This window comes from Flavobacterium mesophilum, from assembly GCF_039581405.1.
Classification (GTDB): domain Bacteria; phylum Bacteroidota; class Bacteroidia; order Flavobacteriales; family Flavobacteriaceae; genus Flavobacterium.
Genome location: NZ_JBCPXZ010000001.1, coordinates 1,071,389 through 1,096,134, shown reverse-complemented (window position 1 = coordinate 1,096,134; position 24,746 = coordinate 1,071,389). Strand labels below are relative to the sequence as shown.

Genomic DNA, 24,746 nt, shown 5'->3' with positions numbered 1-24,746 from the left:
ATCAGGTGGTCAGTTTGCTCCGGAACGGGTAGTCAATTTACTCCGGAATTAGGTGGTCAAATTGACCGGTTTTTCCAGATGAGCCTTAATATTAATAATACATGTGAATATGTTTATATAGGACTAAAAAAATATTGATAGTGATTAACTACCAATGTGATATTATTTCAGATTTCAACCTAAGAATGTAGGATTACATTTTTTTTTTTAATTAACCAATTTTAGTGTTTAATTCGTTCATGGTGTAATGAACAAAACTTTGTCCAAGCTCTGTGAGTTCATATTTTTCGCTGTCATCAAACGCAGATTTTAAAATGCCAGTATTGACAGATTTAGTTCTCGGTTTTTTGATAAAATTCCCATAATAATCTGTTTGTCGTGCTTGACGAATTACACCGCCAGTACTTAAATCGCGAATAAGCATTTTGAATAAGTCAGCTTCCATTGAGTTTTCTCGGACTTGGGTTCCGTTTAGTTCGCGCCAGATTTCCCCTCTAGTTGTATATTGTTTTTGGTAAATCTCTTTAATGATTGAAAAGTGTACTTCGTGATATAAGTTAAGCCAATCTAAAAACAATCTAATGAGATCATCAGCAACTAATTTTTGTCCTCCAGCATTAGTTAGAAGTTTTCGAACTAAGTCTCGTTTTTCAAAGGTATCGGCGTTATCCCAAGTTCGGAATGATTTGCGTACAATTTGTAGATATTCTTCACTTTCAAGTCGTTCATTGATTTCTTCAGAGAATTCATTAAGTTTTTGTACAACTTCATATAATGTCTCTCCTAGCATTTTCATTTTGTTTTGATGTTCTTCAAGCCATCTTTCATACAGTAAATTATTTTTATTTTGTGTATCGAAATGAAGATCAGTAGTTGCAGCTAAAAAACCTCCAACCCAAGGAATACCTCCTAATGCAGCACTGAAGAATTTGGAAAAAATCCGATCACGTTCACTACCAGGCTCAGTTTTAAGTTCGTTTTTAATTCTGTCTTCAATAGATGTATCAATAATGCTTGGTTTGTTTTCCATTTATTCTTATTTATTGGCTTTTGGATAATGAAAACCTTTAACTAGTTGAAATACTTGTGTTTATGATTGACTTTTCGAGGCTGTTTTAGCTTTTGTTTTTGGATTTACTTTTTTATTTGAGTTTTTGGATCGGGTTTTCTATAAAAAAGATATTTTAATACCAAAGTGTAAAAAGCAAAAATAGAAGTTGTTAGAGTTCCAATTATAAATAGAAATTCTGTTTGAGTTAAATCAAAGAATTTAAAGCGTTTTCCAAAACCGTGAAATAATATCAAGATTCCGATGAAGCCTCCCCAATAAGCTGAAAAATTAAATGCTTTTATTGCATTATCTTTTCTTAATTCACGTTCAAGTTTTTCATTTTCTTGCTCAATCTTAAATCTTTCCAGTTCCAAAAATTCAGAGTGTGTTTTTGGATCGTACGGCTTAAATAATTTCTCTTCCTTTTCAGCTTCGTCTTTAACATTGTCAGTTTCCGGTGCGCTTTCAGTGTCTGTTTTTAAAGCATCATCTGTAAGTAAGTCTGCTAATTTTTTCGCCATTAGTTCACTAAGAGTTTTTGTTTGTAATAATCTTTTATTAGACTGTTTTCAATAACAACATTGTGTGTTCCATCCCAAGTTTTTTCCCAAGGACTGTCCTTCTCATGAGTTAATGCGGAAAGTTGTAACCCTGATAAATGTTTGTATTTATCCCATATTTTTTTTAAGAAATCCTTGTGTTCTTCATCTAATTCATTTTTAGCTGAAATATTAATTAAAAAGGGGTCAACATTATTTTTTCCAAACATTCTTACAGCTTGATATAAATCAGGAATTACTGAGCCGTACTTCCAAGCTTGTACTTGATTAGAAAATAATGGATTTCCTGTAATTCCTAAATGCCAACCGTGTGCTATGTATGTTAGCTTAAGTAATTTCATTGGATCAAGTCCAGTATTTTCGTCTTTCGCCAATTTTAGAAAATATTTTGCTATGTCAAAACAGTTATACATTCTTTTTAAAATTTAATTATTTTGTCTTTCTACAAAGTTACTAAAAATAAGATTGTTAAAAGAACTACTGCATGTTTGTTAATAATTTTTACTGTTTTCCTTTTTCATAATATCTAGAGACGTGTGAAACTATTGTTTATTTAGTCTCTAAACTTTCTTTCTTTTTTTTAAGTTCAGCTATTGTGTCAATTCGTTTTTTGAAAATTTGTTTTTCCGAAATTTCTGCATTTGATATTGAGTCTATAATTTTTATTTGTTCATCAATTAAAGCAATATTAAAGTATCTTTCAAAATCTAAGAACTCTGAATGCAAATCATCAGGAGAAATCCCAATCCAAGGTAAAACATAAATTTTTGATTTTGATTTCTTCCAATTTTCTAGTGAAATTAGAAAAACTTCTTTTAAGTTTTTGACTGATTGAGCAATTACATAATCAATTATTTCGTCTGATTTCCCTTTTTGATATTCTAATTTTAAAATTGTCAATTTGCCTAAACTATGTGTAAAAAGATTTTTAAAACTTTCAGAATAACTTTCTTCTTCATCCTCTATGTCGTTTGGAAATTTCGACTTTAAATATTTTGCTGAATCTGAAGCTTCTGTTTTTAAATTAATAAAAGAATTGCAATATGGATTATGTATAAATTGATTTCTAATTTCCATAAATTTAATCTGATGAGCATAATCTATTGGAGATAAATCTTCTAAATCATAAAGTAAATCAATCTTATTCTTTAAACTTAAACTACTAGATTTATTGCCTAAAACTTTAGAGTCTGGTTTGATAATTCTAAGCATGTTTTTTAAGGTTTCAGAAGCCATTTCTTCAACTCGTATTGAGCAAATAAGAATTGAACTACGTAAAGCCTTGTTGTAATCAATTTTTTTATTCATTTTTATAAATTATGTTTTAAAATAAAATTTAAAACAGTATCATACATTACTTTCACTTGCCTAACATCATATTGTGAGTAATGTCCATGAGCCGCTTTATTGCGTAAATCTAGAACAGTAGTAATGCTTTTTTGTTCTAATTTATTATATACTTCTTTCTTAGCTAATTCATTATTTAAGCGTTCTGAATTTAATGGAGAAGTTTTATTATTTCGTTCTTCAGTAATTTCAATTTCATTTTTAAGACAAAGTTGGCGTAAATGCTCTTCTAATACACTCCCAATCATTACTGCTGAGGCATCTTTATATCCTGATTCAAGCAAATGTTCAGCCATTTCAAGAAAATCACTGAAAATCTCGGCTGTTATTATTCCTTTCATTGAATTCAACCAGCCATTTTCAATTTCTGTTTGGATATTTTTTATAATTGCTATCCCAACTTTAATTTCTTCAGCATACTCATCAGTTACTTGTTTATTAAATGACTCATAATACGGATGCTTATTTCCAAATAACTCAAGAATAAACGAAAGCCCACTAGTTCTGAAACTTTGCATTTCAATGTAACTAACTTTTAAAACTTGATATTCAGATTGATATGTAGTTTGTAATGCTGACTGTGCATTTCCTAAGATATATTCAATTCTTTTTAGAAGAGTTTCTTTTATATTCATACTGTACTAGAGATTTAAGAATTTAATTTATCAGTTTAAAATGTAAACTTTTCTTATTCTATTTATATTAATTTTTGTTTTCGTTATTCAAAAATGAAATGAATTCTAATTAATTAATCTTTCGATATTTTGAAGTTTTCTTAAATTATTGTTTTTCGTACAGAAGTTTAAATTTGTCAATTTTAGAAGAAATTGCGTCTGAAAAATCAATTGTTAATTCCAATGATTTTTCAAGTTTTAAGATTAGATCTTCAAGTTGAAGCATTAATGTTTTTTTTGCTTGGTTTATATCAACCTGAATTCTTGGTAGTTCTTTTACACTTGTATAAAAGCCTGTCATTTCTTTAATTGCGGTAGGTGTATTTCTTCTTAAAATGATAAGAGCCTTTTTTGCTTCTTCAAGATCATTTATTGTATTTTCAGAATAAAATTCATCAGTTAAATTGATAATATTTGTTCCTGCTTTAATTGCTTCTTCAAAACTATTATAGAAAATAGGGTTTTCAGTTTCTAATCTATTTGAATAATCATTTAATGATTTGGCAGTTCTTTTCATAATTTCATTTATCGAAAATTTATTTGCGTTCCTCGCTTGAGATATTCTAGTAATTTGTTTTGCTTTCTCTTCTAGTTCTTTAGCAATTGATTCAGTGTATTCAGTAATTTTGTTCAATGAAGCATTCGAATCACGAAGAAAACTATCATACATATCGCTATAATCCAAGATTCCTAATTCATTTTCCTCCAAAATATTTGGACTCATTGGCAATTGCTCGACAATTCCATTTTTTCGAGTTTCAATGAGAGAAGTTAGTCTTTTGGGAATGTGTATTCTCAGAGAACTTTTAAAATCCTCAACAGAATTAAATTCTGAATAAAGTAATTTTTTTTCACTTAATGATTTTTTAAATTCTCTAACCTTTATTAATTGTTCTGGATTAATTTCATTCATAGATTTAGGTACTGCATTTTTGAAATAAAAAAGTATCTGAAGAGAATTATTATCCGAATTAAATCTTTCCACTGCATTGTTAAACTCTTCTTCAGTTCCTGATTCTGCTTCATCGGTTTTTGTTCCAAATTTGTTCCAAATCATGCCTATAAAAAGATCATAATCAATTCCAATATCTTGATTAATTATTTTTTGGGGATGCAAATTCGATATACCTGGCGCAGAATGAGTTTCCCATTTTAATAATTCGATAACTATATTGTTAGCAGGGGAATATGTTAAGTTCAGTTCTGAAATAACCTCTTCGACCGCAAATCTTTCTTCGTCAAGATCGGAAGGAGAAGCTAGAAAGATAGAATATTGAGTAATTTGTTTTGCCATACTGAGAATTGTTTTTATGATTTGTTACTTTGTCTAATAGATTTTTAATTAGACTCTGATGTTTGTGCGTATCGCTAATATAAGTTTTTTCTTTATTTGATTAGATAAAAGACTATTAAAAATAAACTATACCTAAAATTTAATAAGATTCTTCATTGAGTCGATAACGAATTCTTTGGGGTTTTACTGTATTAAAAGATATTACCCTATTTTTGATATAATTGTAAGAAAATTCACTATATTTGTATTGTAATAAAAGATAAGTAATAATATGATAACAACAGCAAAATACATTAGAGTTTCTACAAGTGGACAAAATGAAGCAAGACAAAAGGATTCGTCAATGATTGAGTATTTTGATACAATCTCAGGAGTAATACCATTTACAGAACGACCACAAGCAATTAAGTTACTAAAAGATGTCCGAAGTGGGTCAATTAAAACTATTGTCGTTCATTCAGTTGATAGATTGGGTCGTAATGCCTATGATATTCAAACTACAATGGAATTATTGAATAGAGAAGATGTAAATCTGATTGTTGAGAACTTAGGATTACATTCAAGAATAGATGGAAAACCAAATCCAATTTTTAAAATGATATGTGATTTATTAGCAAACGTATCTCAAATAGAGCGTGAATCAATTAAGGAACGTATAGCTGAGGGTATTGCGATAGCGAAGTTGCAAGGTAAGTATAAAGGAAGAGTTAAGGGAGTGACTGAAACTAATGAGGATTTTTTAAGTAAATATAAAGCTGAAATAAAATTCATTAAAAATGATTCTTTCTCATTAAGTCAATTAAGTAAACTAACAAATCTTTCTATAAACACAATAAGAAAGATCAAAAGTATGATTTAACAAAAATGAAAAGACACTAGAAAGTGTCTTTGTTTAATAAATCTTTTGATATGTAATCCTGTAAAAATAATTATTTGATTATAATTTTGGAAAAATTTTCAATGTCAGTTTCGAAGTACTGTTTGTCAAATTTAAAATCTGAGTAGGGAGGAATTAAATCAACCAAAAATCTTATTTTACCTTCTTTTGTTTTAGTAACATTAAAAGCATACTTAATTGAACTTTCACTTTTATTTTTTGAAAGCTCTGTTTGTATCAAATCAAGAAATTTTGTTTCGTCATACTTTTCATATAAAGAGCCTATGTACACTAAATTTGGAGTTATTAGAACTGAATTTTCTTCTAATTTTTGTAATTTCATATATTCAGACTTTGTGAATATATAACCATTAATTTGTTTATATTCCCTCCAGTTTTCCATTATTGCTGGATATTCATAGCTACCTTTCCATTTTTCTATGATTAATATATAATAATCTACATTATCATATATTAATGATTTAGTTTTAATACTTATAAAGTTTTCATTATGTGACATCATATATGAACCTAATAAAGTTTTGTATTTGGTTTTATAGCTTTTATCATCGTTAATAGTATTTGCGTAATCAATCCATTCTCCCAATTTAGAATTATATGACCAGCCTATTGCTTTTGTGATCACTTCTGATGTTGAGTTAAATGTAAGTTTTGGTCTGTTAACTCTTTCTTGACCAGTTAAATTAGAAATGGCTGAAAGTGAAAGTAAAATCAATAATATTTTTTTAAAATTTCTTTTTTTCATTTTTTTATTAGCATTTGATTATTTATTTAGCTGTCTACAGTTATTTTCATGTTGACATTTATGTTTACTCTTTGGGTAAATATATGAACTAATATTGACATAGATGTCTACCGTGTCAAAAAATATAGAGTTATATAAAAAGCAATTTGGAGCTAACCTAAAAAAAATTAGAGAAGCAAAAAAGTTGACTCAGCTCGATTTGGCAACAGCTATGAATAATTTAAGTTCCGATTCATTTATTGAAAAAACAACTATTTCGAGAATTGAAAATGCTAGAACAAATGTAACATTATCAACTATGATAAAGCTTTCAATAGCACTCGAAGTAGATATAAAAATGCTATTAGATTTTGAGTAATCTATTCCAAGAAAAAAGTAACGATTGAAGGTAATATTCTATTTTTAATGATCTCTTTGTTAAGTAAAAAAAGAGTGTCAATATATATAATCACTCATTTATTGTGATATTTATATATATTCAGATATTATTTTAAAAAATATCTGAATATATGTTTAGAATTTATTGCGTGGATAAATAATCATTAATCATCATTTCTAAATTTTCATCATCAATAGGATTTCTTAAAGGAAGTTCCTCGTTAAGATATCTTTCATTTAGTGGTTTTCTAGCTTCCCAACCAAGTTTGATACTATTTGGTTTATGTAGATCATATTCTCGCCATCCAAAGATATTTATTAAAACATGTTCTTTATGAATTATAATATGACTAATAATATCTGTAATCTCCGCTTTAAATAATTCTAAGTCTTCGTTAAAATGTTTAATATCTCTTTTTAAGGCATTTTCAGAAGTTTTAATTACTTCATTAAGCTTATTATTGATTTGTTTATATTCCTCTATTTTTGTTTGGTACTCAGTTTTCATTTCATCATATGCTTCTTTGGTAAGCTCCATATCTAGATAAGTATCGATTAATCTTTTTTGTCTATTTTCGAGTTTTACAATTTCTTTCTTATTCAGATCAATTTTAGCTTTGTAGGATGATATTTGTAATTTGAAGTTTTCACGTACTTGTTCATCCTTTGTTTTTTGTGCATGCCTTTCAACGACTTTGCGTATCATTCGATACAACCATGGTCTGTTAATTGAATTGTTACATTTTTCATCCTTGCAAACAAATATATCGGCTCTTGCTTGTGGAATTACTTTTTGATGCATGACATTCCCACATCCACAATTGATTTTTCCATGAACTATGTTTGTATTTACATTTGTTCTACTTCCAAATTTACTTCTAGAATTAATAGAATCATTTGCTTTTTGCCATAGCTCTTTTGAAACAATTGGGGGTACAGAAAGTTCTAAGTCGACATATTTTCTTTCCCCTTTATGAAAACTATTTCTAATAATACCACTTAAGGTCCCAATAGCTATTTTTCTACCAAATTCGGCCTCAATCATTGCAGAGACATTACGCATTCCAAGGTTTTTGGAAGTATATTCAAAAATTTTTTCAATAATTGGAGCTTCCATATCATCAATAATTGGAGTTCCGTCATCTCCTTTTTTATAACCGATAATTTTTCCTCCAAAAGCTAAATTTTTTCGCGCTCGCGACATTTTTCCAGAACTTATTCTTGATCCAAGCAATCGTCCCTCATTAGATGACATTACACCTAACAATGCAATCATCATTTCAGAAGCAACTGAACGTTTGCCATTTTCATCGAGTGTAGTTATATTTAAGTCTTTAATATGAATGTTAATTCCTTTTTCTATGTACTCCTCAACAACATTTTGAATATCGGGATTTTTTCTCCCGAGCCTTGAAAGTTCAATGACTAAAATATGTTTAATATCTTCATTAAGTTGAATATATTTTCTCATCTGATTAAAACCGGCTCTTTGATTACTTTTGGTTTTTGAGCCACTTATTTTATCTTCAAATGTTTTTACAAGTATTAAATTCTTTTTAGAAGCAAATTCTTCAATTTCTTCATATTGTCTTTCTAAAGATTGTTCTTGTGTACTTACTCGAAGATATGCAACTGCTTTCATTTATTTAATTTTTTGTAAAAATATAAAAAAACAAATGAACTATATGTTATAAATAATAATTAAAGTAGCCAGAACAATTGCCGATTTAGATAACGCTCCGTCAATAATTTCACAACATATTGCTGAAGCTATTCAATATAGAAGTTTGGATCGTGAAGGATGGCTTGGATAGAATTAATGTGAAATGCAAATTGTTATCATTTGCATTTCACATCTTTTTCAAATTATTTCCACTCCCAATTATTTTCAATGTTGTATTTTACATTTAGATTATTGGCAAGTTCTTTCAGAAATAGTATTAAACTGTCAATATTTTCTATTGCATTTTTTGGAAGGATTAATGAAACGCCATGTTTTAGCTTTATAAAAATTGAAGAACTTATTTCATTTATTTCTTCAATTTCACTTGTAGCTATTATGCCTCGACTTGCTCTACCTTTTTCTAGAATAAAATCGGTGCTGAGCTCAATAAGAACTGTTTCCTTAAATCGCTCTTTGTAGTTTTCTTTTATAAAACTTTCATAATGTTTTATGTAACGTCTTTTATCCCAAAATGGATAAAGAAAAAACCAAAGAGCTGCCAATATAAAAAAAATAATTGCTCCTTGAATATCTTTGGAATAAAGATAAAAAGCAATAAAGGCACCGTAAATTAGCGGTATTGTAATTCTACTTTTGAATCTTTTCTTTTTAATTCCCTCAGATTTTGACGCCGTGTAAAGTTGGTGTTGTAGATAGTCGTTTGCGCTAAGTTGATAGCTAATAGTCATATCTTGTTATTTTGAATGTTGATACAAATAGTCTAAATCATTTTTTAAAGCAGAATATTTAAAATATTTCTCTTTGACGAGAATGGAGTTAAAATAAATTTCCTGAGCTTCTTTTTTATTTTTTAGTTCTGAATTTGCCATGAATTGAGCAATAAGAACATGGTATAAATTATCAAAATTCACTTCGCTATACGACTTGTTTTCTTCGTAACCGGTCCAATTAAAATCATCAAAATCAAGATCTGTATAATAGAAATATTTCTTGTCATTAAAAGTCGGAAGTTTAGAGGCAAATGCTAGAATTTTGTCGTACTTCTTCAGCATTAGCAATACTTTAAAACGGCCACCCACCAAAGCATTAGTCATGCCAAAATAAAAAATACATTTCTCAGTCTGATTTTTAAAACCCAAGCTTTCAATATCTATATTTTTCGAACTTAAATCTGCGGTATTAAATAATGTTGCAATGCCGCCGTGAATTCTGTAATAATAATTATCCAAAAGCCAGCGCTCGTCAATTTTTTGTGAAAGAACTTCGTTTGCTACATCAATATTTGGTCTCGGTTTTTTGGTTTCACTGACTAAATTGTAATGAATTTCGCGAATGACATACCATAAAGTTAATTCTTCATTGGTTGGCCTGGAAAGATATTTGGGAGATAAAATGGTTTCTTCACCTTTGCCAACTTCAATCAAAGCATCACAAATTGGATTTAACTTAGGCGTTCGCAAAGAGTCCATTGATTTTGCGAATTGCGCTCCAGTCGCATTTGTGTTTTTAGAATATATTTCGCTAATAGCAATCAGATTATTTAAATCTTTTTTGTCTAGTTTGACTTGCGCATTTGTCATTGCAATAAAAAATGCAAATACGACGATAATTAGTTTCTTCATTCTTTGATTTCTTTTACTTCTTGAACAGGTTTCTGAAAACTGCTTCTATTGGTGGTAACAATCAAAACACCCCTGCTTTGGTTAGATTTTCGGTTTGTTAGTAATGAGAACTTTTTAAGGTTTAATTATTTTCGCTTGTAAAATTTCTTCTAAATCTTTAATACTTTTTTTGCTTTCCGATTTAAAACCCGCCGAAACCATAAAAAGTCCTATTGCAAGCATTCCAAATGGGATAATAATAGCTCCTCCGTCTTCGGTATTAGTTTTGTTTGTGAATAGATAAGCGTAAGAAATAGCAATGCAGGCAAACAAAACACCTCCTAGCCAAATTATCATAAAGACTTTTACAAATTCTTCAAGATGCATTTTGATGTTAATTTTAGAACCAGAAATGTCGCTGGTAATTTTTCCTTCTATTATTGGAAGGAAAGAATTTCGGTAGCTAATTGCTCGCTTTATTTTAAAATTATTATGACTCATTGTACCGATATAAGGTTTGGTGTATGAATTATAATTTAATTTGAAACTAAAAGATTTTTCTGCTTCAATTTCATTTTGAAGGCGAGAAATAAGTTCTTCATTTGTTAAAGAAGAATGATAAAATAATTCTTCAAATGGCAGAAGTTTCTTGAGCATATTGTTTTTGTTTTAATCGAAAATACGAATTTTAATGTTAATTCAATCAGTGAAATAAAATAACACAAATAAAAAAAAATCCTGCTTTTTAAAAGCAGGATTTTCAATATTATAGCAAAAAGAATTATTTCGATCTCTCTTCAAAAATTTTGTCTAAACCTTCCATGGCAATGGTAAATCCTTCTTTGAATCCCATTTGGATAATCATTTCCAGATCAGAAAGTTTTTCATGTTTGATGGCGATGTCAACAAAAGTAGCACCGTCTTGTTCAGAAAAATTGACATTCCAGTTAGATCTCGGAAATTCGGTATTTAAATTTCCTTCGCTGTCGCAAAAAGCGTCGAGATATTTAAAATTGGTCTTCGGACTAATCGAAGTAAAATCGGCAATTGCCCAATGTTCTTCACCTTCAGGGCCAACCATAGCATATAATCGGCGTCCGCCTTCTTTGAATTCCATGCTTTTCGTTCGGGCTTTCCACGGAGCGGGCGCCCACCATTGATCTAGAATTTCAGCTTCTGTCCATGCCGACCAAACGTCAGACAGCGAAGCATTAAATTCACGTTTTACATTTACAGTACTCGTTTCCTTATCTACAGTAAAATTCATTAAAAGATTTGATTTCATAATATTTTAATTTTTAATGTATTAGTATTTAGTTTAAAACAGTTTATTTCTGTGTTTCAAGAAGTTGATCCAAGGTTTTAAGTGTTGCCGTAAACCCTTCTTTAAATCCCATTTCTACCACTTTTTCTAATTCGGCTAGACTGTCGCGTTTAATTACGATGTCAACAACAGTTAAATCGCCATCTTCAGAAAAGGAAACATCCCAATACGAACTTCCCATATTTGCAACCGGATTTGCATCGGCATCACAAAATGTAGAAGAATGTTTGAAATTTGTTTTTGGAGAAATCGAAGAATAATCAAAAAAACTCCAACGTTCACTACCATCAGGACCAACCATTGCATATAATCTTCTTCCGCCTTCTTTAAATTCCATGCTTTTTGTTTTGGATTTGAATGGTGCAGGAGCCCACCATTGGTCTAAGATGTCAGCTTCTGTCCAAGCCGACCAAACATTTGACAATGGCGCATTGAATTCGCGTTTTACATTTACGGCAATATTTTCCCTATCGATGGAAAATTGCATTTCAAGATCAGATTTCATTTTCTTTAGATTTTAAATTCATTAATACTTGATCCAATTGGCTGAAACGGCTTTCCCAGATTTTCTTGAACTGTTCCATCCATTGATCTACTTCTTTCATTTTGTCAATTTTGAGCTGATAATAAATTTCTCTTCCCAATTTTTTTTCTTCCAATAAATCACATTCGTTTAAAACTTTAATGTGTTTAGAAACTGCTTGTCTCGTAGTTTGAAATTGTTCTGCAATAGCATTTGGTGTTAATGCGGTTGAAGAAATCAAAACTAAAATCGCTCTTCGTGTCGGATCGGCGATTGCTTGAAAAATATCTCGTTTCATTTTAAAATAGAATTACGCAACTAATCAGTTGCAAATATATGCAACTTTTTGGTTGCGCAATAAAAAAAGCAGATTTTTTTTAAGAAAAGAACCTAAATAAAAAAAGACGCATCAAAAATGCGCCTTTTTATTTATAATTGTGTTATATAATTACTTTCGAAATTTATTCTTTACAATGATGTCTTTGAGCTTGGCTTTCAGGTCTTCACCAGTATCGTAGACCATTTGTTCGTTGTTTGGAAAAGCGACAGCACGTTTATCAAAATATCCCAAATAATTATCATCACATGCATTTCTATTTCCTTTGTAAGTCGAATAAACATTCTCAAAAACAAATTCACTACTAACTGGAAATGTCTGAACCAATTGATTGCTTTTCAGCTCAACATAATCCACTTTTGCCGTCACCAGACACGATTTAAATTGTCTGAATTCATAAACTGTCGCACGAAGTGTTTTGAAATTATCGACTTTAATTTCTTTCCCTAAGCTATCTTTTACAGGTTTTCCACGACTGTCCAAAAGTGTTTTTACGCCATCTTTAACTTGTTTTTCTTTGGTAAATTCTTTCTCTTTAATTTGCTCTGGCGAAATAACAATTTGCTTGAAGCTCAAAATCAAACTATAGTCATACTTTACATTTTTTTGTCTTTCGCTATGATAAACGGTCCATTTATCATTCAATCCATAGGTTTTAAAGTCCAATAAATCGTCTTGAAGCATTTTCGGAATCACCATATTGGTTTCATTTTTAGCAGAAACATCCACAAAATCAGTTCCTTTAAAAAGAGCATCATCCATGAGTTTTTTGGTGTTTTTGTAATTTGGATTTATACTTTCCAAATAAGCAAAATCATCATATGCTTTTCTGACATCCAATTTATTACTCGATTTCAAAAGGGCAGAAGCGTTTTCATATAAATATTTAGAAAGCGCATTTTTGCTATTTACAAGCGCATCAGAATAATTATCAAAAGGGAAATAAGCATTTTTTCCTTGCTTCAATAAAGGCAATGGCAAAATTGGCCTGATTTTCTCCTGACGATTATTTAGCTGTACATAAGTATTGTAAATACGTTCTGCATTTGCAGGATTGTTCTCTTTGTTGAGTAATTCCAAATCACGAAGATCACGATCTTTCGCTTTTGCAAAAGCTTCTTCCAGCAAATAAACGTAATCTTGTTTGCCTTTAGAGTCTTTTTTTGTGCGAAGCGCTTCAACAGCACGATCGATTGCTCCATCGTAATTTCCGTCGCTAAGCATTGATTGTGTTGTTTTTACGCCACAAGAAGAAAGCGCTAAAAACAATATAGAAAATAGAAAAGTAATTTTTTGCATAGTATGTTTTTGAAGGTGTAAATATATCTTTTTAAACTTTCAACAACTATGCCTTTTTCTAATTTATTTAAGGAGCAGAAAAGCTGTTTTCATAAGAAGACCTGTCCCGCTGTCCACTATATCTTTTATGGTGAACCCCACCATAAAAGGATGCCGCTTCCATCGGGGCTAGACGAGGAGTTTTGTTTTTTATGAGAAACAATAATCTGGATTTATTCGCTTACTTTTTTGTATTCAAAAGTACCAACATCTGGGTTTGTTATTACGCGTTTTTCGCTGTCAAAAGAATTGATTTTGAACACAACAGGAAGAATAACCGAAATAATTGTCAATTGCGAATTGTCGCTTGATAATTTCCATTTTGCTTTGTGTGATTCATCACCGATTACGCTTTCAAAATCGCCATTTTCTTTAAAAACCTGAAAAACCTGATCGGTTTTAAAACGCTTTTGAATATCTTTTTCTTTTCCGTTTTTGGTCCATTTCACCAATTGCCATTTTCCAATTAGTTCTTTAGAAGTTTGCGCGCTAGCGGATAAGCCAATTAATAAAACAAATAATAAAAGTATTTTCTTCATTTTTAGAATTTTAGAATTGAAAATTAAATTTACGGATTTTACTGTTTTGAAAGAAAAGTTAAGGTTAAGTTTTATTGTCTTTTCAGTTTTGCAAAAGTTTTTTAATCAATACAATTTGGCCTAAATGATAATAGCTATGCTCAATCATGCAGTCAATATTTCGTCTGTAAGAACCATATTTAATATCAACAAAACCTTCGTCTAATTTTTCATCTGGCATTTGTTCAACTAAAGAAGCAAATTCTTCAGAAGTAGACCAAAATTTATTTTGAAAAGTTTCCCATTCTTCTTGCGATTGAATAGGAGGAAAGTCAAAACTGAATTTGTCTTTTATGTCCAATGTTCCGCCTTTAAAAACCTGATTAATTCCGTTGATATAGTAATGAATATGTTGCGCCAAAACTGCAATTGTATTTAAATTTTGAATTGGAGAAACAGCAATTTTCCAATCCAGATTTTCCAATTGATCTTTATAATTGGTATTGGCAACCCAAGTTCCGTTTAAAATAATTTCTCTAAACCGATTTGCAATTTCTACTGTATTTTTCATATTCAAATAATTTCAGAATAGTTACAATTTTAGCTGTATTTCAGCCACCAATATTTATTTTCTAGTTTATATTTTCCAAACCATTTTGAAGGTTTATACAACAACGCCACAACAAAAATCCAGATGAAATAAATTGCCCAAAGTGGCAAACCGCTTTCCATATTTTTTGGTCGTCCAAAAGTCCCAGATGCAAATTCGAATTGCGACCAATCAAAACCTTGCATCAAAAGCATAATTAAAGTTAGCGTATGAATGACATAAAAATGAACAATGAAATAAAACAAAGGAACTTTTCCGTAAACTAAAGTCACTTTTTTAATCGTGTTGTGAAACTGTTCGGCGAAAGCAAGGATCAAAAATAGAATTCCCAAAGTTACCAGACAAAACAATAGAGAAGGTGGATATTTGGTCACATTCATAAAAGACAAAAAGGTAAAAACCGAATTTTTCTGTTTGGCCCATAGCGCAGGATCCCCGTAAATATTGAGATAACGAATAACAGTAAATAAAGCCAAAGCGCTAAAACCGATTTTGACAAATAGACTTTTTCTTTTTTCAGCTTCCCATTCAAAGAATTTTCCGGTTGCAAAACCAACCAGCATAATGCCCAACCAAGGAATTGGCGGATACGCCATTACAAAAGCTCTTCCGGCAATTGGAATTACAGTTGGACTAAAAAATGGCGTTATAATTGTTTTTAAAACCGAATTTTCTGTAAAAGGAATCAGCGGTAAAAGATTGTGCAAAAACAAAATGCATAACCCAATAATTGCTAATATTTTGGAAGGAACTTTCAATAGTAATCCTAAAATAATAAATCCGAAACCTATTGCAGCAATAACTTCAAAGAGAAGCGTGTGAAAACCAATATCAAAGAATAATCCGAAATTGACAACAGTAAATTCGAGCAATAATAACCAAAATCCTCTTTTGATTAAATGGTGCTTTTTTTCGTTAAAATTAGTATTGTTTTGAAACGAAAGGTAAACCGAAGTTCCTGCCAGAAAAACAAAAATTGGCGCACATAAATGCGTAATCCAGCGCGTGAAAAACAACAATGGCGAAGTAGTTGCCAAATCAGTTGGGCTTTGTGCAATCGAATCGACATGCATCAAATCTCGAACATGATCGAGAGCCATAATAATCATTACAATGCCACGAACGATGTCGATTGAAGGTTGTCGTTTCATCGGGTTGATTTTTAAATTCTTAAAAAGTAAATTTATTAAATTATTTTTTAAGAATTTGAAATCAATAATTTACTCATCTATAGGCTTAGGCATGTCAGGATATGGATATTCATACCCATAATAATCTTCCCATTCTTTTTTGACAATATCGCCGTAAATAATCTGACGTACTTCGTAGTCCTTCGTATCCATGTCGCCTACAAACATTCTGTTATGTTCAGGAACATTTTCATAGGCTTCTTTAAGCTTTGATTTTAATTTTACTGTCGGGGTAGATTTATATTCTTCAAAAATTCTGGCACATTTTGCAATGGAATTTTCGATCCCGTTTAATTCTTGATATTTGTTTAAAAATTCATCATATTTTGAATTTATATTCACACCATTACCTGATTTTATAATAAAGGATCCTAATCCTAATATAGTGATTTTTTCGCCTATTTTTAATTCAGTTATCAATTTTTCATCATTGATTAAAGTTTTCAAATCATCAAATTTGAAAATCTTTTTTTTAGGAATATTGGTGATTTCTATTTGCCCATTTTTGTAAATAGAAAGTTCAGCTAAATATGTTTTCTTATCATCATTTATATAGAAAATATAAAATCTCTCACCATTTATTTGATTTGGGAAAATTGATTCCGGGTTCTCTAAATAATAAGGAGTAAAATTTGTGTAAGGATGTTTTGCAACTCGTACTTCTCCAACAAGTTTAAAATTTTTACCGTTATAGTTGTGCAGATTTTCTAGAGTTGGATTTAACTTTTTTACTAAATCTTTTATGTAGTTATAATATGAGCCCTGGTTATAATCCCATTCTCCATTTTCAATAACCCAATTTCCAAGACTGAATATGGAAATAGTTTTTCCGTCAGGAATAGAAGTTACGACCCAGTTTTTATTTAATTTGTTTTGAAACATTGGCAAATCAACCATTTCCCAACAATCAATAAGTCCATCGCTGTAAATTTGAAGATTTGTAAAATGATATTGCATGTTAAAGATAATTCCCGGAATTGAAAAACCATTAATTGTTTCAACTCTTGAAATAGTCGTCATAGATTGCTCCTGTTCAGTTTTTTCTATTTTAGCTATCTTTTTAAATAAATTCATTTCTGATTTTCTCTTTTAGGTTAATCTCGTTTTCACCTGATAAACAAGCTCCCAAAAGATAACAGCAAAAACAGCATTAGCAAGTATCGCGGTTTTAACCTGATACGGATCATATTCAATTAGCAAATGCAGGTTTGTAAACTGCAAAGCCAGAAATAAAGCCAATGTAGAAATTGCTATAGCGAAGAGTATATTTAACATTAGTCTCCATTTTAAAGCTACAAAAGCATAAATAATATTGAAAACCGCATAGCCGAATCCTAAAGTTACGAAAGGATCGGTTTTTAATTTTTCACCGATTTTTAAAATAATTGGTGTTGAAATTAGATATAAAAAGAAAAGTATTGAATAAGATAAAATTCGTACTTGTGGTTTCATTTTTTATTATTTAAGATAAAGTTATGCAGTTGCAAAAATACTTCGAAAAGATGAAATTTAAATGAAGTTAATTCTCTCTTTGAATTTTACGGCAACAATTTTTCAATTTTTTCTTCTGATTTTTCCTTTAAAGCACTATCAGGCTTAAAACTCCAGATAATCAGAAACTTTCCTTTTACAACATATTCTTCTGGATGTTCATCCGTTGGTTGGCCGTCTTTTCCCCAAAGCAATCCTTGTAAAAATCGGTCGCCTTTAAAAACGTGGTCAAATTCAAAATACATAATAGAACCGCGATCGCCTTTGCTTCTGAAATTTTGAATGGCTTTGCTTTTTACAGTACCAACAATATTGCTGTAGGTTTCAATATCATTGTAAAAAGTGCAAGCTTGTGGCGTAATGCAAATATTGCCATCGTTGAACGTATAGGCTTTCGGAATTTCTTTTGGTTTTAACTTTAAATCAGCGATAGTTTGGCTGAATAAATTTGTAGTAAGCAATAAAAATAATGCAGATAGGGAAATTGTAATTTTCATGATTTGGGATTTGGTTTGCTTAGCTAAAATAGAATTTTTATTTGAGTTTAAAACAACTAAAAAACTTTAAGCAGATATTTTATCCGAATCATTTTCATCTTCTAGAATATAATTGGAAGGTGTTTTTCCCAAATGTTTTTTGAACATAAAAATAAAAGCGCTGGCAGTTTCGTAGCCTAAATCCAAAGCGATTTCTTTGATCGATTGTTTTTCACCCAATCTTTTAATTGCTTCAAGCAGTTTCAAGCGCGTGCGCCAATCGCTGAAATTCATTCCCAATTCTTTGATGAACAAACGCGATAAAGTACGGCTGCTCATGAACGAAAGTTCGGCGTAATAATCGATTGTATTTTTGCTTGCTACATCGCTCATTAAAAGCTCGACTACTTTCTGAAGTCTTTCATCATTTGTTGTAGGCAAAAAAGTGGCACTTGGCTGAATTAAAGCCAATTCATCGAGAAAAACAGCAATAATTCGTCGTTGCGAAGCGGTTAGATTTCCATCGGTTCCAAAAGAAATAATTTTGAAAACCAACTGTTTTAAAAACATCGGAATATCAAATGAAAAACTATTGGTTGGCAATCCTTCACTTGCTGACGGATCAATAAAAACGCTGTAATAATTCACGTCTTTTTGAAAAGTAACCTGATGTTCAACGCCACCCGGAAGCCACAATCCCTGCAACGGATTCACGACCCAAATATGATTTCCAACCACAACATTCATGACCCCGCGAGTGGCATAAATCAATTGTCCACGCGGATGCGAATGCGAAATGCACATTTCGTTATTGACCATTTCAGTATAGCCAATAACAGGAATTAACGGATTCACTTGATATCCATAATCCTGTGCCATTCGATATGTCCGAATCTGATTATTCATTGTCCAAATATAGCAATTTTGACATTGTTATTTGTCCCAATTTTGTAAAAAATAATACAGCTGTTATTTTAAAAAATACCATTAACCTAAAAATAACTCATGGAAACCGTTAAAGTACAACCAGAAGTAATTAAAAAAACGACGTATTCAATACTTTTTATAATCAGTTTTTCGCATTTAATCAACGACCTTTTACAAGCGGTCGTTCCGTCAATATATCCTTTGATTAAAGAAAATTTCGGACTGAGTTTTTCTCAAATCGGGATTATTACTTTTACCTATCAAATTGTCGCTTCGATTTTGCAACCTTTCGTGGGAATGTACACGGATAAAAATTCAAAGCCATATTCCCTTATTATGGGAATGTGTTTCACTATGACCGGATTATTTCTGGTTTCGATTGCGTCTAACTTTGCCTTTTTATTGCTTTCAGTAAGTTTAATCGGAATTGGATCTTCTATTTTTCATCCAGAATCTTCGCGTGTGGCGCATTTGGCTTCGGGCGGAAAAAGAGGTTTGGCACAATCTATTTTTCAATTGGGAGGAAATGCCGGAAGTGCCATAGGACCGTTATTGGCGGCATTTATTATCATTCCACACGGACAAAGTTATGTGGCTTGGTTTTGTATTATCGCTTTGATCGGAATTTTTGCCTTGTATAAAATTGCGCTTTGGTACACGGAACATTTAGCGGAAAGAAATGCCAATAAAGCAGCGCTTAAAATCGAAACGCATCATTTGTCTAAAAACAGAGTAATTGGTTCGCTTGTTATTTTGTTGGTTTTGATTTTTTCAAAATACTTCTACATGAGCAGTATTACAAGTTATTATACTTTCTTTTTGATTGATAAATTCCATATTTCGATTCAGCAATCACAGGTTTATTTATTCTTGTTTTCTGGAGCTGTTGCAGCGGGAACTTTAATTGGAGGACCAATTGGCGATCGAATTGGAAGAAAATATGTAATCTGGGTTTCTATTCTTGGCGTTGCGCCATTTACATTAATGTTGCCTTACGTTTCTTTATTTTGGGTAGGAACTTTATCTGTAATCATTGGATTGATTCTTTCTTCTGCTTTCTCTGCAATCTTGGTTTACGCAACTGAATTGATGCCTGGAAAAGTTGGTCTAGTTGCTGGTCTTTTCTTCGGATTTGCCTTTGGAATGGGCGGATTAGGTTCTGCAGTTTTAGGAAAAATCGCGGATGCCACAAGTATAGAATATGTATTTAAAATTTGTGCGTTTCTGCCTTTGATTGGGATTATTACAGGTTTCTTGCCAAATATTGAGGGAAGGAAGAAGGATTAACTTATTTTAACACATAGAGACATAGATTTGGAATGTGTGAAAAAAAGGCATTTCATTTATTTTAAAACACACATAGTTTTCTGGATTGGAAAATTTATGTGTGTTTTTGTTTATTGCTTACGCGATTATCTGTTCGCTTTTGAGCTTTTAAAGTTATTGTGTATTATGTTTTTTTTCTGTTTGTAATTTCATTCGATATATAAAATCATTGTCTTGTTCAAATGCCAATTGATTAAATGTCGAATCAACGATTTTATTTTGGGCGTATTGAATTGTTTTCTTTTTTGGATGCACAAGAATTACAGTTGTAGTATCAATAGCATTATCAATTTGAAAACTGTTTTCTGTCGTAATAAAAGATAGATTTCTTCTAATGATTTTTTCGATGGAACCGTCATCATTAAAATAAACAATAGATGAATTTAAGCTATTTTCTGGACCGTGGCTATATTTTAAAAATTTCACTTTTGAACCAACAAGATATGAGGTTTGAGGAACTAGTCCATCATAATAGTAATTAAATTTTACCGCTTTATATTTTGCTATCGAATCATTTAAATCTTTTTCAAATTTTTCTGCCAATTCCTCATTGTTTTTTTGACATGAGTAAGAAAAAATAAAAAGCAGAACGAAAATAATCTTAAGAATTAATTTACGGATTGCTTTTTTACTGTTCATTTTCTGTTGTTGGTTTGTTCAGTTAGATGTTTTATTTGTTTTCAAATATATGTTTAAGAACTAAATAATTTCGAGATTTAATTATAAAATTCTAATTATCCACAATCTTGTCATTTCGACGAAGGAGAAATCTTCGCAAGTAGCTCCGCAATGATAGTCCAATGTTTGTAGAGTTTATCATGGAGATTTCTCCTTCGTCGAAATGACAAAATTTGCGGTTACTTTGTGGTGGCTTCGACTTTGCTCAGCCTGACAAAAAGGTGAAAAAATAAATCTGATCAATCTGCAAAATTTGCGAGAAGCAAAAACAAAAAAATCCCGCCTCAACAAAGAAACGGGACTAAAGTGATATTCTCTTTTTTTCTATTTTTAAACTGTTGCAGCAATTTCTTGTGGCAACGAAATTTGATTTTTAAGTAAATCTTCGAAAGTCTTTTGCTTACAAATTAATACGATCTTTATTCTTTTTTCGAAACATAGAAAAAATTCATATCGTATTCTTTTGATGATTTTATGGGATAAAGTTTGTCATCTTTGATCAGCCACTTTTTATTCGCTGGAAAATTGTCTTCATTTTTTAGAATCAAGATGTCTTTTTTAATCGCCCAAGTGCCAGAAGTTGTTTTTGTGCCGCCAAGATTATAACTCATTTCAAAAGTTCCATCAGATTTAAAATTTGCAGTTGATTGTAACCAACTGGTTTGAAACTCATATATTCCTGAAACAATTGAATTGCTTTGCTCTTGCTTATTTACATTTGATTGCTTCTTAGTAATAGCTGTGGAATAAGCTGAAAAAAAGAAAATCGTGATCATGTAAAAAAGGATGAGAGTGATCGTTTTTAATTTAGTCATACTTTGGTTTTTTAGTTATTTGATTAGTTAATTGGTCTTGTTTATTATCGAATTTTTATTCTTTTGTTTTTACTGAACCCGAGCAAACATCGCCCTCTTCAATTCCAATAGACCACATTTTCAAAGTTTTGATTCGTTCGTTTGTCAATTTGGTTAAATGTATGCTCCAACACATTGGAAAAACAGATCCGTAATTGAATTGTTTGTCGCTTTCAGGAAATAAGGCATCCATTTCTGCGTCACGAAATTTAATCCAAAGATTTTGTGCAATTTTTAGTTTTGATATAAATATAGGATCGTCTTTATAATCTTTTAAAATCTTGCTATAAACTTGATTAAGTTCTTTGTCGGCTTTTATGAATTTTTGATTTTCAGCATTATTCATTTCGGACTGTGTTTGTCCAAAACCAAGTATAGAAGTTAAGAAAAGAATGATAATTAAAATTTTGTTTTTCATATTGTTTACTCTTTTATTAAACAAATCGTTTGTAAAATTGTTCGCTATCTTTTGTGTCAATAACAATTGTATTTGCACACAAATCACCAAGTCTTTGGTTGTATTTTGTGTTTTTGATGAGTAGTAATCCTAAAATTCCAAAAGGCCATAAGTCCAGAATGTCAAATAGATGTCTTACAAAAGATTGCCCCAAAGTCAAACTTGTGGTGCCTTGATTTCGAATAGAAATGACTTTTAAATCAAACATTTGATTGCCAAGAGTGCCTCCAAATTTCACTTCAAATCCAACAGTATAGCCGAACCATATCAAGAAGTTTACTAATGCTGGAAAGCCATTTAAAGCATAGCCATTTTCAGTTTTTTCTCCGAAGTAGATAAACATTACAATAGTAACTCCAATCAATAATGTGTAGTCAACTAATCCGGCAAGGATTCTTTTTTTTAGATTTGGTTTTGTGGTTATTTGTTCTGAGGTCATTTGTTGGTTTTAGATGTTTTATTTGTTTTTCAAATATATGTTTAAGAACTAAATAATTTCGAGATTTAATTATAAAATTCCAATTATCCACAATCTTGTCATTTCGACGTAAGGAGAAATCGCGCTCGTTGAAGAGAAAGATTTGTGGTTACTGTGTGTGGGCTTCGACTTCGCTCAGCCGGACAAAAGATGAATGAAAAATCTGCTTAATCTGCCGAATCTGCGAGAAACAAAAAAAATCAAAAACAAAAAAAAATCCCGCCTCAATGAAGAAACGGGATTAAAGTGATATTCTCTTTTTTTCTATTTTTAAACAGTTGCAGCAATTTCTTGTGGCAACGGAATTTGATTTTTAAGTAAATCTTCAAATGTTTCAGCTTGACGAATCAGAATTCCTTGTCCGTTCATCCACAGCACTTCGGCTGGTTTGTATCTTGAGTTGTAGTTCGAAGACATTGAGAAGCAATATGCTCCAGCGTTTCTGAACTCTAAAATGTCTCCCTCAGTAATTTCCGCGATTCTACGGTTGTTTGCAAAAGTATCAGTTTCGCAAATGTATCCTACAACAGAGTAAAAACGCTCTTTTCCTTTCGGGTTAGAGATGTTTTCGATATGGTGTGAAGATCCGTAAAACATTGGACGAATTAAGTGATTGAAACCACTGTCGATTCCTGCGAAAACAGTAGAAGTTGTTTGTTTTACTACGTTTACTTTTACTAAGAAATGACCTGCCTCGCTCACTAAGAATTTTCCTGGTTCGAAAATCAGCGTTAAATCTCTTCCGTATTCTGCACAGAAAGCGTTGAATCTTTTAGATAATTTTTTACCTAATTCTTCAATATCGGTTTCGATATCGTCTTTTTTGTAAGGAACTTTGAATCCGCTTCCGAAATCTAAGAATTGTAAATCTTTGAAATGTTTAGCTGTATCAAAAAGGATTTCAGCAGCATACAAGAATACTTCGATATCTAAAATATCAGATCCTGTGTGCATGTGAATACCAACAATGCTCATTTTTGTGTTCTCTACAATTCGCAAAATATGCGGAATTTGGTGAACAGAGATTCCGAATTTACTATCAATATGTCCAACAGAAATATTTGCATTTCCACCCGCCATTACGTGTGGATTGATACGAATACATACTGGAATATGAGGATGTTTTGTTCCGAATTGCTCTAAAATTGATAAATTGTCGATATTGATTTGTACACCCATTGCGGCAACTTCTTCGATTTCTTCAAGAGAAACTCCGTTTGGTGTAAAGAAAATTCTTTCGGGTTCATAGCCAGCATGAAGTCCTAATAAAACCTCCTGAATTGATACAGTATCTAAGCCAGACCCCATGTTCTTTAATAACTGTAGAATCGCAACGTTAGACAATGCCTTCATGGCATAATTAACTCTTAAGTTCTCCACCTTAGAGAAAGCTTTAGTTAATCTGTTGTACTGTGATTGGATTTTTTCAGCATCGTAAACATACAATGGACTTCCAAATTGGTCTGCTAACTGCAGTAAATCTTTTGCTTGCATTTTAAAATTATTTTGAGCAAAGTTATTACTCTTTTGAGTAACTGCAAATTAATTGCAGAAAAATAACAAATTATAACAAATTGTTTTATTTCAAACAAAAAGTTCTCGTTTTTGGAATTTTATAACTGATTATTAGAGACAAAGGGGCAGAGGCTCAAAGGTACAAAGTTTTTTTGCCATAAATTCACGAATTTTTCTAATTTATAAATGCTGCTGAATTAATTTTTGGCACAGATTTAAACAGATTTTAGAATTGACTATAATTTTATCGAAATTATTGTAGAGCATAGCCCACGGTTTCAACCGTGGGAAACGTATTATTGCGTATCATTGAGGATTTGCATTGTGTCCCCACGGTTGAAACCGTGGGCAATGTTTGAAATGTATTGAATAAATAAATTAGTGAAAATTTGTGTAATTGCTTCACCTGTTCGCTATCGCTCGGGTTGTGGCAAACAAAAAAACAAAACCCCTGAATGGAAATTCAGGGGTT

Annotated in this window: 30 protein-coding genes and 1 pseudogene; 4 read left to right on the top strand and 27 right to left on the bottom strand. The window is 31.1% G+C overall.

Going from position 1 to position 24,746, the window contains the following annotated elements:
- Positions 1 to 211: 211 nt before the first annotated feature.
- The 6 genes from AAYQ19_RS04715 to AAYQ19_RS04690 all read right to left on the bottom strand — a co-directional run bounded on the left by AAYQ19_RS04715 (position 212) and on the right by AAYQ19_RS04690 (position 4,926).
- A complete protein-coding gene (locus AAYQ19_RS04715; protein WP_343534375.1) occupies positions 212 to 1,030 on the bottom strand; it encodes a hypothetical protein in 819 nt (272 codons plus the stop codon).
- Between the two features lie 104 nt (positions 1,031 to 1,134).
- On the bottom strand, positions 1,135 to 1,572 hold the full coding sequence (locus AAYQ19_RS04710) for a hypothetical protein (protein WP_343534373.1): 438 nt from the start codon (positions 1,570 to 1,572) through the stop codon (positions 1,135 to 1,137).
- The gene (locus tag AAYQ19_RS04705; protein WP_343534371.1) at positions 1,572 to 1,985 is read right to left on the bottom strand and encodes a Panacea domain-containing protein; all 414 of its coding nucleotides are present in this window, start codon (positions 1,983 to 1,985) and stop codon (positions 1,572 to 1,574) included. Before AAYQ19_RS04705 ends, AAYQ19_RS04710 begins: the two co-directional genes overlap by 1 nt.
- A 175-nt stretch (positions 1,986 to 2,160) precedes the next feature.
- Positions 2,161 to 2,919 (bottom strand): hypothetical protein, encoded by a 759-nt coding sequence (locus AAYQ19_RS04700; RefSeq protein ID WP_343534369.1) that lies wholly within the window; start codon positions 2,917 to 2,919, stop codon positions 2,161 to 2,163.
- A 2-nt stretch (positions 2,920 to 2,921) separates the two neighbouring features.
- Positions 2,922 to 3,593 (bottom strand): hypothetical protein, encoded by a 672-nt coding sequence (locus AAYQ19_RS04695; protein ID WP_343534367.1) that lies wholly within the window; start codon positions 3,591 to 3,593, stop codon positions 2,922 to 2,924.
- A gap of 145 nt (positions 3,594 to 3,738) precedes the next feature.
- The gene (locus tag AAYQ19_RS04690; protein ID WP_343534365.1) at positions 3,739 to 4,926 is read right to left on the bottom strand and encodes a DUF4062 domain-containing protein; all 1,188 of its coding nucleotides are present in this window, start codon (positions 4,924 to 4,926) and stop codon (positions 3,739 to 3,741) included.
- 271 nt (positions 4,927 to 5,197) lie between these two features.
- Here AAYQ19_RS04690 and AAYQ19_RS04685 point away from each other — a divergent pair, with 271 nt between their 5' ends.
- Positions 5,198 to 5,785: a recombinase family protein gene (locus AAYQ19_RS04685; RefSeq protein ID WP_343534363.1), complete on the top strand. Its 588-nt coding sequence runs from the start codon at positions 5,198 to 5,200 to the stop codon at positions 5,783 to 5,785.
- A 70-nt stretch (positions 5,786 to 5,855) separates the two neighbouring features.
- Here the strand turns inward: AAYQ19_RS04685 and AAYQ19_RS04680 are convergent, their stop codons facing one another.
- Positions 5,856 to 6,569 carry a hypothetical protein gene (locus AAYQ19_RS04680; protein WP_343534361.1) on the bottom strand — a complete coding sequence of 238 codons (714 nt, stop codon included), beginning with the start codon at positions 6,567 to 6,569 and terminating at the stop codon, positions 5,856 to 5,858.
- 112 nt (positions 6,570 to 6,681) lie between these two features.
- Here AAYQ19_RS04680 and AAYQ19_RS04675 point away from each other — a divergent pair, with 112 nt between their 5' ends.
- The gene (locus AAYQ19_RS04675; RefSeq protein WP_343534359.1) at positions 6,682 to 6,927 is read left to right on the top strand and encodes a helix-turn-helix domain-containing protein; all 246 of its coding nucleotides are present in this window, start codon (positions 6,682 to 6,684) and stop codon (positions 6,925 to 6,927) included.
- Between the two features lie 162 nt (positions 6,928 to 7,089).
- On the opposite strand, the gene AAYQ19_RS04670 is transcribed toward AAYQ19_RS04675, so the two are convergent.
- Complete coding sequence (locus tag AAYQ19_RS04670; protein ID WP_343534358.1) at positions 7,090 to 8,589, bottom strand: recombinase family protein; 1,500 nt, start codon at positions 8,587 to 8,589, stop codon at positions 7,090 to 7,092.
- A gap of 55 nt (positions 8,590 to 8,644) precedes the next feature.
- Here AAYQ19_RS04670 and AAYQ19_RS04665 point away from each other — a divergent pair.
- A pseudogene (locus AAYQ19_RS04665) lies at positions 8,645 to 8,761 on the top strand (magnesium chelatase subunit ChlI family protein); the annotation flags it as partial.
- 52 nt (positions 8,762 to 8,813) lie between these two features.
- Here the strand turns inward: AAYQ19_RS04665 and AAYQ19_RS04660 are convergent.
- The 14 genes from AAYQ19_RS04660 to AAYQ19_RS04595 all read right to left on the bottom strand — a co-directional run bounded on the left by AAYQ19_RS04660 (position 8,814) and on the right by AAYQ19_RS04595 (position 18,945).
- Positions 8,814 to 9,359, bottom strand: coding sequence for a hypothetical protein (locus AAYQ19_RS04660; protein WP_343534356.1), 546 nt, complete (start codon positions 9,357 to 9,359; stop codon positions 8,814 to 8,816).
- A gap of 6 nt (positions 9,360 to 9,365) precedes the next feature.
- On the bottom strand, positions 9,366 to 10,253 hold the full coding sequence (locus AAYQ19_RS04655; RefSeq protein WP_343534354.1) for a hypothetical protein: 888 nt from the start codon (positions 10,251 to 10,253) through the stop codon (positions 9,366 to 9,368).
- A gap of 114 nt (positions 10,254 to 10,367) precedes the next feature.
- A complete protein-coding gene (locus tag AAYQ19_RS04650) occupies positions 10,368 to 10,889 on the bottom strand; it encodes a hypothetical protein (protein ID WP_343534352.1) in 522 nt (173 codons plus the stop codon).
- Between the two features lie 124 nt (positions 10,890 to 11,013).
- Entirely contained in the window at positions 11,014 to 11,517 is a 504-nt protein-coding gene (locus AAYQ19_RS04645; RefSeq protein ID WP_343534350.1) for an SRPBCC family protein, read from the bottom strand.
- A gap of 43 nt (positions 11,518 to 11,560) precedes the next feature.
- Positions 11,561 to 12,061, bottom strand: a complete 501-nt coding sequence (locus AAYQ19_RS04640; protein ID WP_343534348.1) for an SRPBCC family protein — start codon at positions 12,059 to 12,061, stop codon at positions 11,561 to 11,563.
- Entirely contained in the window at positions 12,051 to 12,377 is a 327-nt protein-coding gene (locus AAYQ19_RS04635; protein WP_343534346.1) for an ArsR/SmtB family transcription factor, read from the bottom strand. The genes AAYQ19_RS04640 and AAYQ19_RS04635 overlap by 11 nt, the downstream gene beginning before the upstream one ends.
- Positions 12,378 to 12,527: 150 nt before the next feature.
- The gene (locus tag AAYQ19_RS04630; protein WP_343534344.1) at positions 12,528 to 13,715 is read right to left on the bottom strand and encodes a hypothetical protein; all 1,188 of its coding nucleotides are present in this window, start codon (positions 13,713 to 13,715) and stop codon (positions 12,528 to 12,530) included.
- Positions 13,716 to 13,927: 212 nt separating this feature from the next.
- Positions 13,928 to 14,293 carry a hypothetical protein gene (locus AAYQ19_RS04625; RefSeq protein WP_343534342.1) on the bottom strand — a complete coding sequence of 122 codons (366 nt, stop codon included), beginning with the start codon at positions 14,291 to 14,293 and terminating at the stop codon, positions 13,928 to 13,930.
- Between the two features lie 82 nt (positions 14,294 to 14,375).
- Positions 14,376 to 14,843: a DinB family protein gene (locus AAYQ19_RS04620; protein ID WP_343534340.1), complete on the bottom strand. Its 468-nt coding sequence runs from the start codon at positions 14,841 to 14,843 to the stop codon at positions 14,376 to 14,378.
- A 29-nt stretch (positions 14,844 to 14,872) separates the two neighbouring features.
- Positions 14,873 to 16,033: an acetyltransferase domain-containing protein gene (locus AAYQ19_RS04615; RefSeq protein ID WP_343534338.1), complete on the bottom strand. Its 1,161-nt coding sequence runs from the start codon at positions 16,031 to 16,033 to the stop codon at positions 14,873 to 14,875.
- Positions 16,034 to 16,102: 69 nt separating this feature from the next.
- Positions 16,103 to 17,146 carry a DUF7638 domain-containing protein gene (locus AAYQ19_RS04610; protein WP_343534336.1) on the bottom strand — a complete coding sequence of 348 codons (1,044 nt, stop codon included), beginning with the start codon at positions 17,144 to 17,146 and terminating at the stop codon, positions 16,103 to 16,105.
- Between the two features lie 15 nt (positions 17,147 to 17,161).
- Positions 17,162 to 17,524: a hypothetical protein gene (locus AAYQ19_RS04605; RefSeq protein WP_343534334.1), complete on the bottom strand. Its 363-nt coding sequence runs from the start codon at positions 17,522 to 17,524 to the stop codon at positions 17,162 to 17,164.
- Positions 17,525 to 17,610: 86 nt separating this feature from the next.
- The gene (locus AAYQ19_RS04600) at positions 17,611 to 18,060 is read right to left on the bottom strand and encodes a hypothetical protein (RefSeq protein WP_343534332.1); all 450 of its coding nucleotides are present in this window, start codon (positions 18,058 to 18,060) and stop codon (positions 17,611 to 17,613) included.
- Between the two features lie 66 nt (positions 18,061 to 18,126).
- Complete coding sequence (locus tag AAYQ19_RS04595) at positions 18,127 to 18,945, bottom strand: AraC family transcriptional regulator (protein ID WP_343534330.1); 819 nt, start codon at positions 18,943 to 18,945, stop codon at positions 18,127 to 18,129.
- Between the two features lie 99 nt (positions 18,946 to 19,044).
- Here AAYQ19_RS04595 and AAYQ19_RS04590 point away from each other — a divergent pair, with 99 nt between their 5' ends.
- On the top strand, positions 19,045 to 20,253 hold the full coding sequence (locus AAYQ19_RS04590; protein WP_343534328.1) for an MFS transporter: 1,209 nt from the start codon (positions 19,045 to 19,047) through the stop codon (positions 20,251 to 20,253).
- A 153-nt stretch (positions 20,254 to 20,406) separates the two neighbouring features.
- Here the strand turns inward: AAYQ19_RS04590 and AAYQ19_RS04585 are convergent, their stop codons facing one another.
- The 5 genes from AAYQ19_RS04585 to lysA all read right to left on the bottom strand — a co-directional run bounded on the left by AAYQ19_RS04585 (position 20,407) and on the right by lysA (position 24,253).
- Positions 20,407 to 20,835: a hypothetical protein gene (locus AAYQ19_RS04585; protein WP_343534326.1), complete on the bottom strand. Its 429-nt coding sequence runs from the start codon at positions 20,833 to 20,835 to the stop codon at positions 20,407 to 20,409.
- Between the two features lie 554 nt (positions 20,836 to 21,389).
- Entirely contained in the window at positions 21,390 to 21,785 is a 396-nt protein-coding gene (locus AAYQ19_RS04580; RefSeq protein WP_343534324.1) for a hypothetical protein, read from the bottom strand.
- Positions 21,786 to 21,840: 55 nt separating this feature from the next.
- Complete coding sequence (locus AAYQ19_RS04575; protein ID WP_343534322.1) at positions 21,841 to 22,242, bottom strand: lysozyme inhibitor LprI family protein; 402 nt, start codon at positions 22,240 to 22,242, stop codon at positions 21,841 to 21,843.
- Between the two features lie 16 nt (positions 22,243 to 22,258).
- On the bottom strand, positions 22,259 to 22,720 hold the full coding sequence (locus AAYQ19_RS04570; RefSeq protein WP_343534320.1) for an RDD family protein: 462 nt from the start codon (positions 22,718 to 22,720) through the stop codon (positions 22,259 to 22,261).
- A 309-nt stretch (positions 22,721 to 23,029) separates the two neighbouring features.
- On the bottom strand, positions 23,030 to 24,253 hold the full coding sequence (gene lysA, locus AAYQ19_RS04565; protein WP_144339286.1) for a diaminopimelate decarboxylase: 1,224 nt from the start codon (positions 24,251 to 24,253) through the stop codon (positions 23,030 to 23,032).
- Between the last annotated feature and the right edge of the window lie 493 nt (positions 24,254 to 24,746).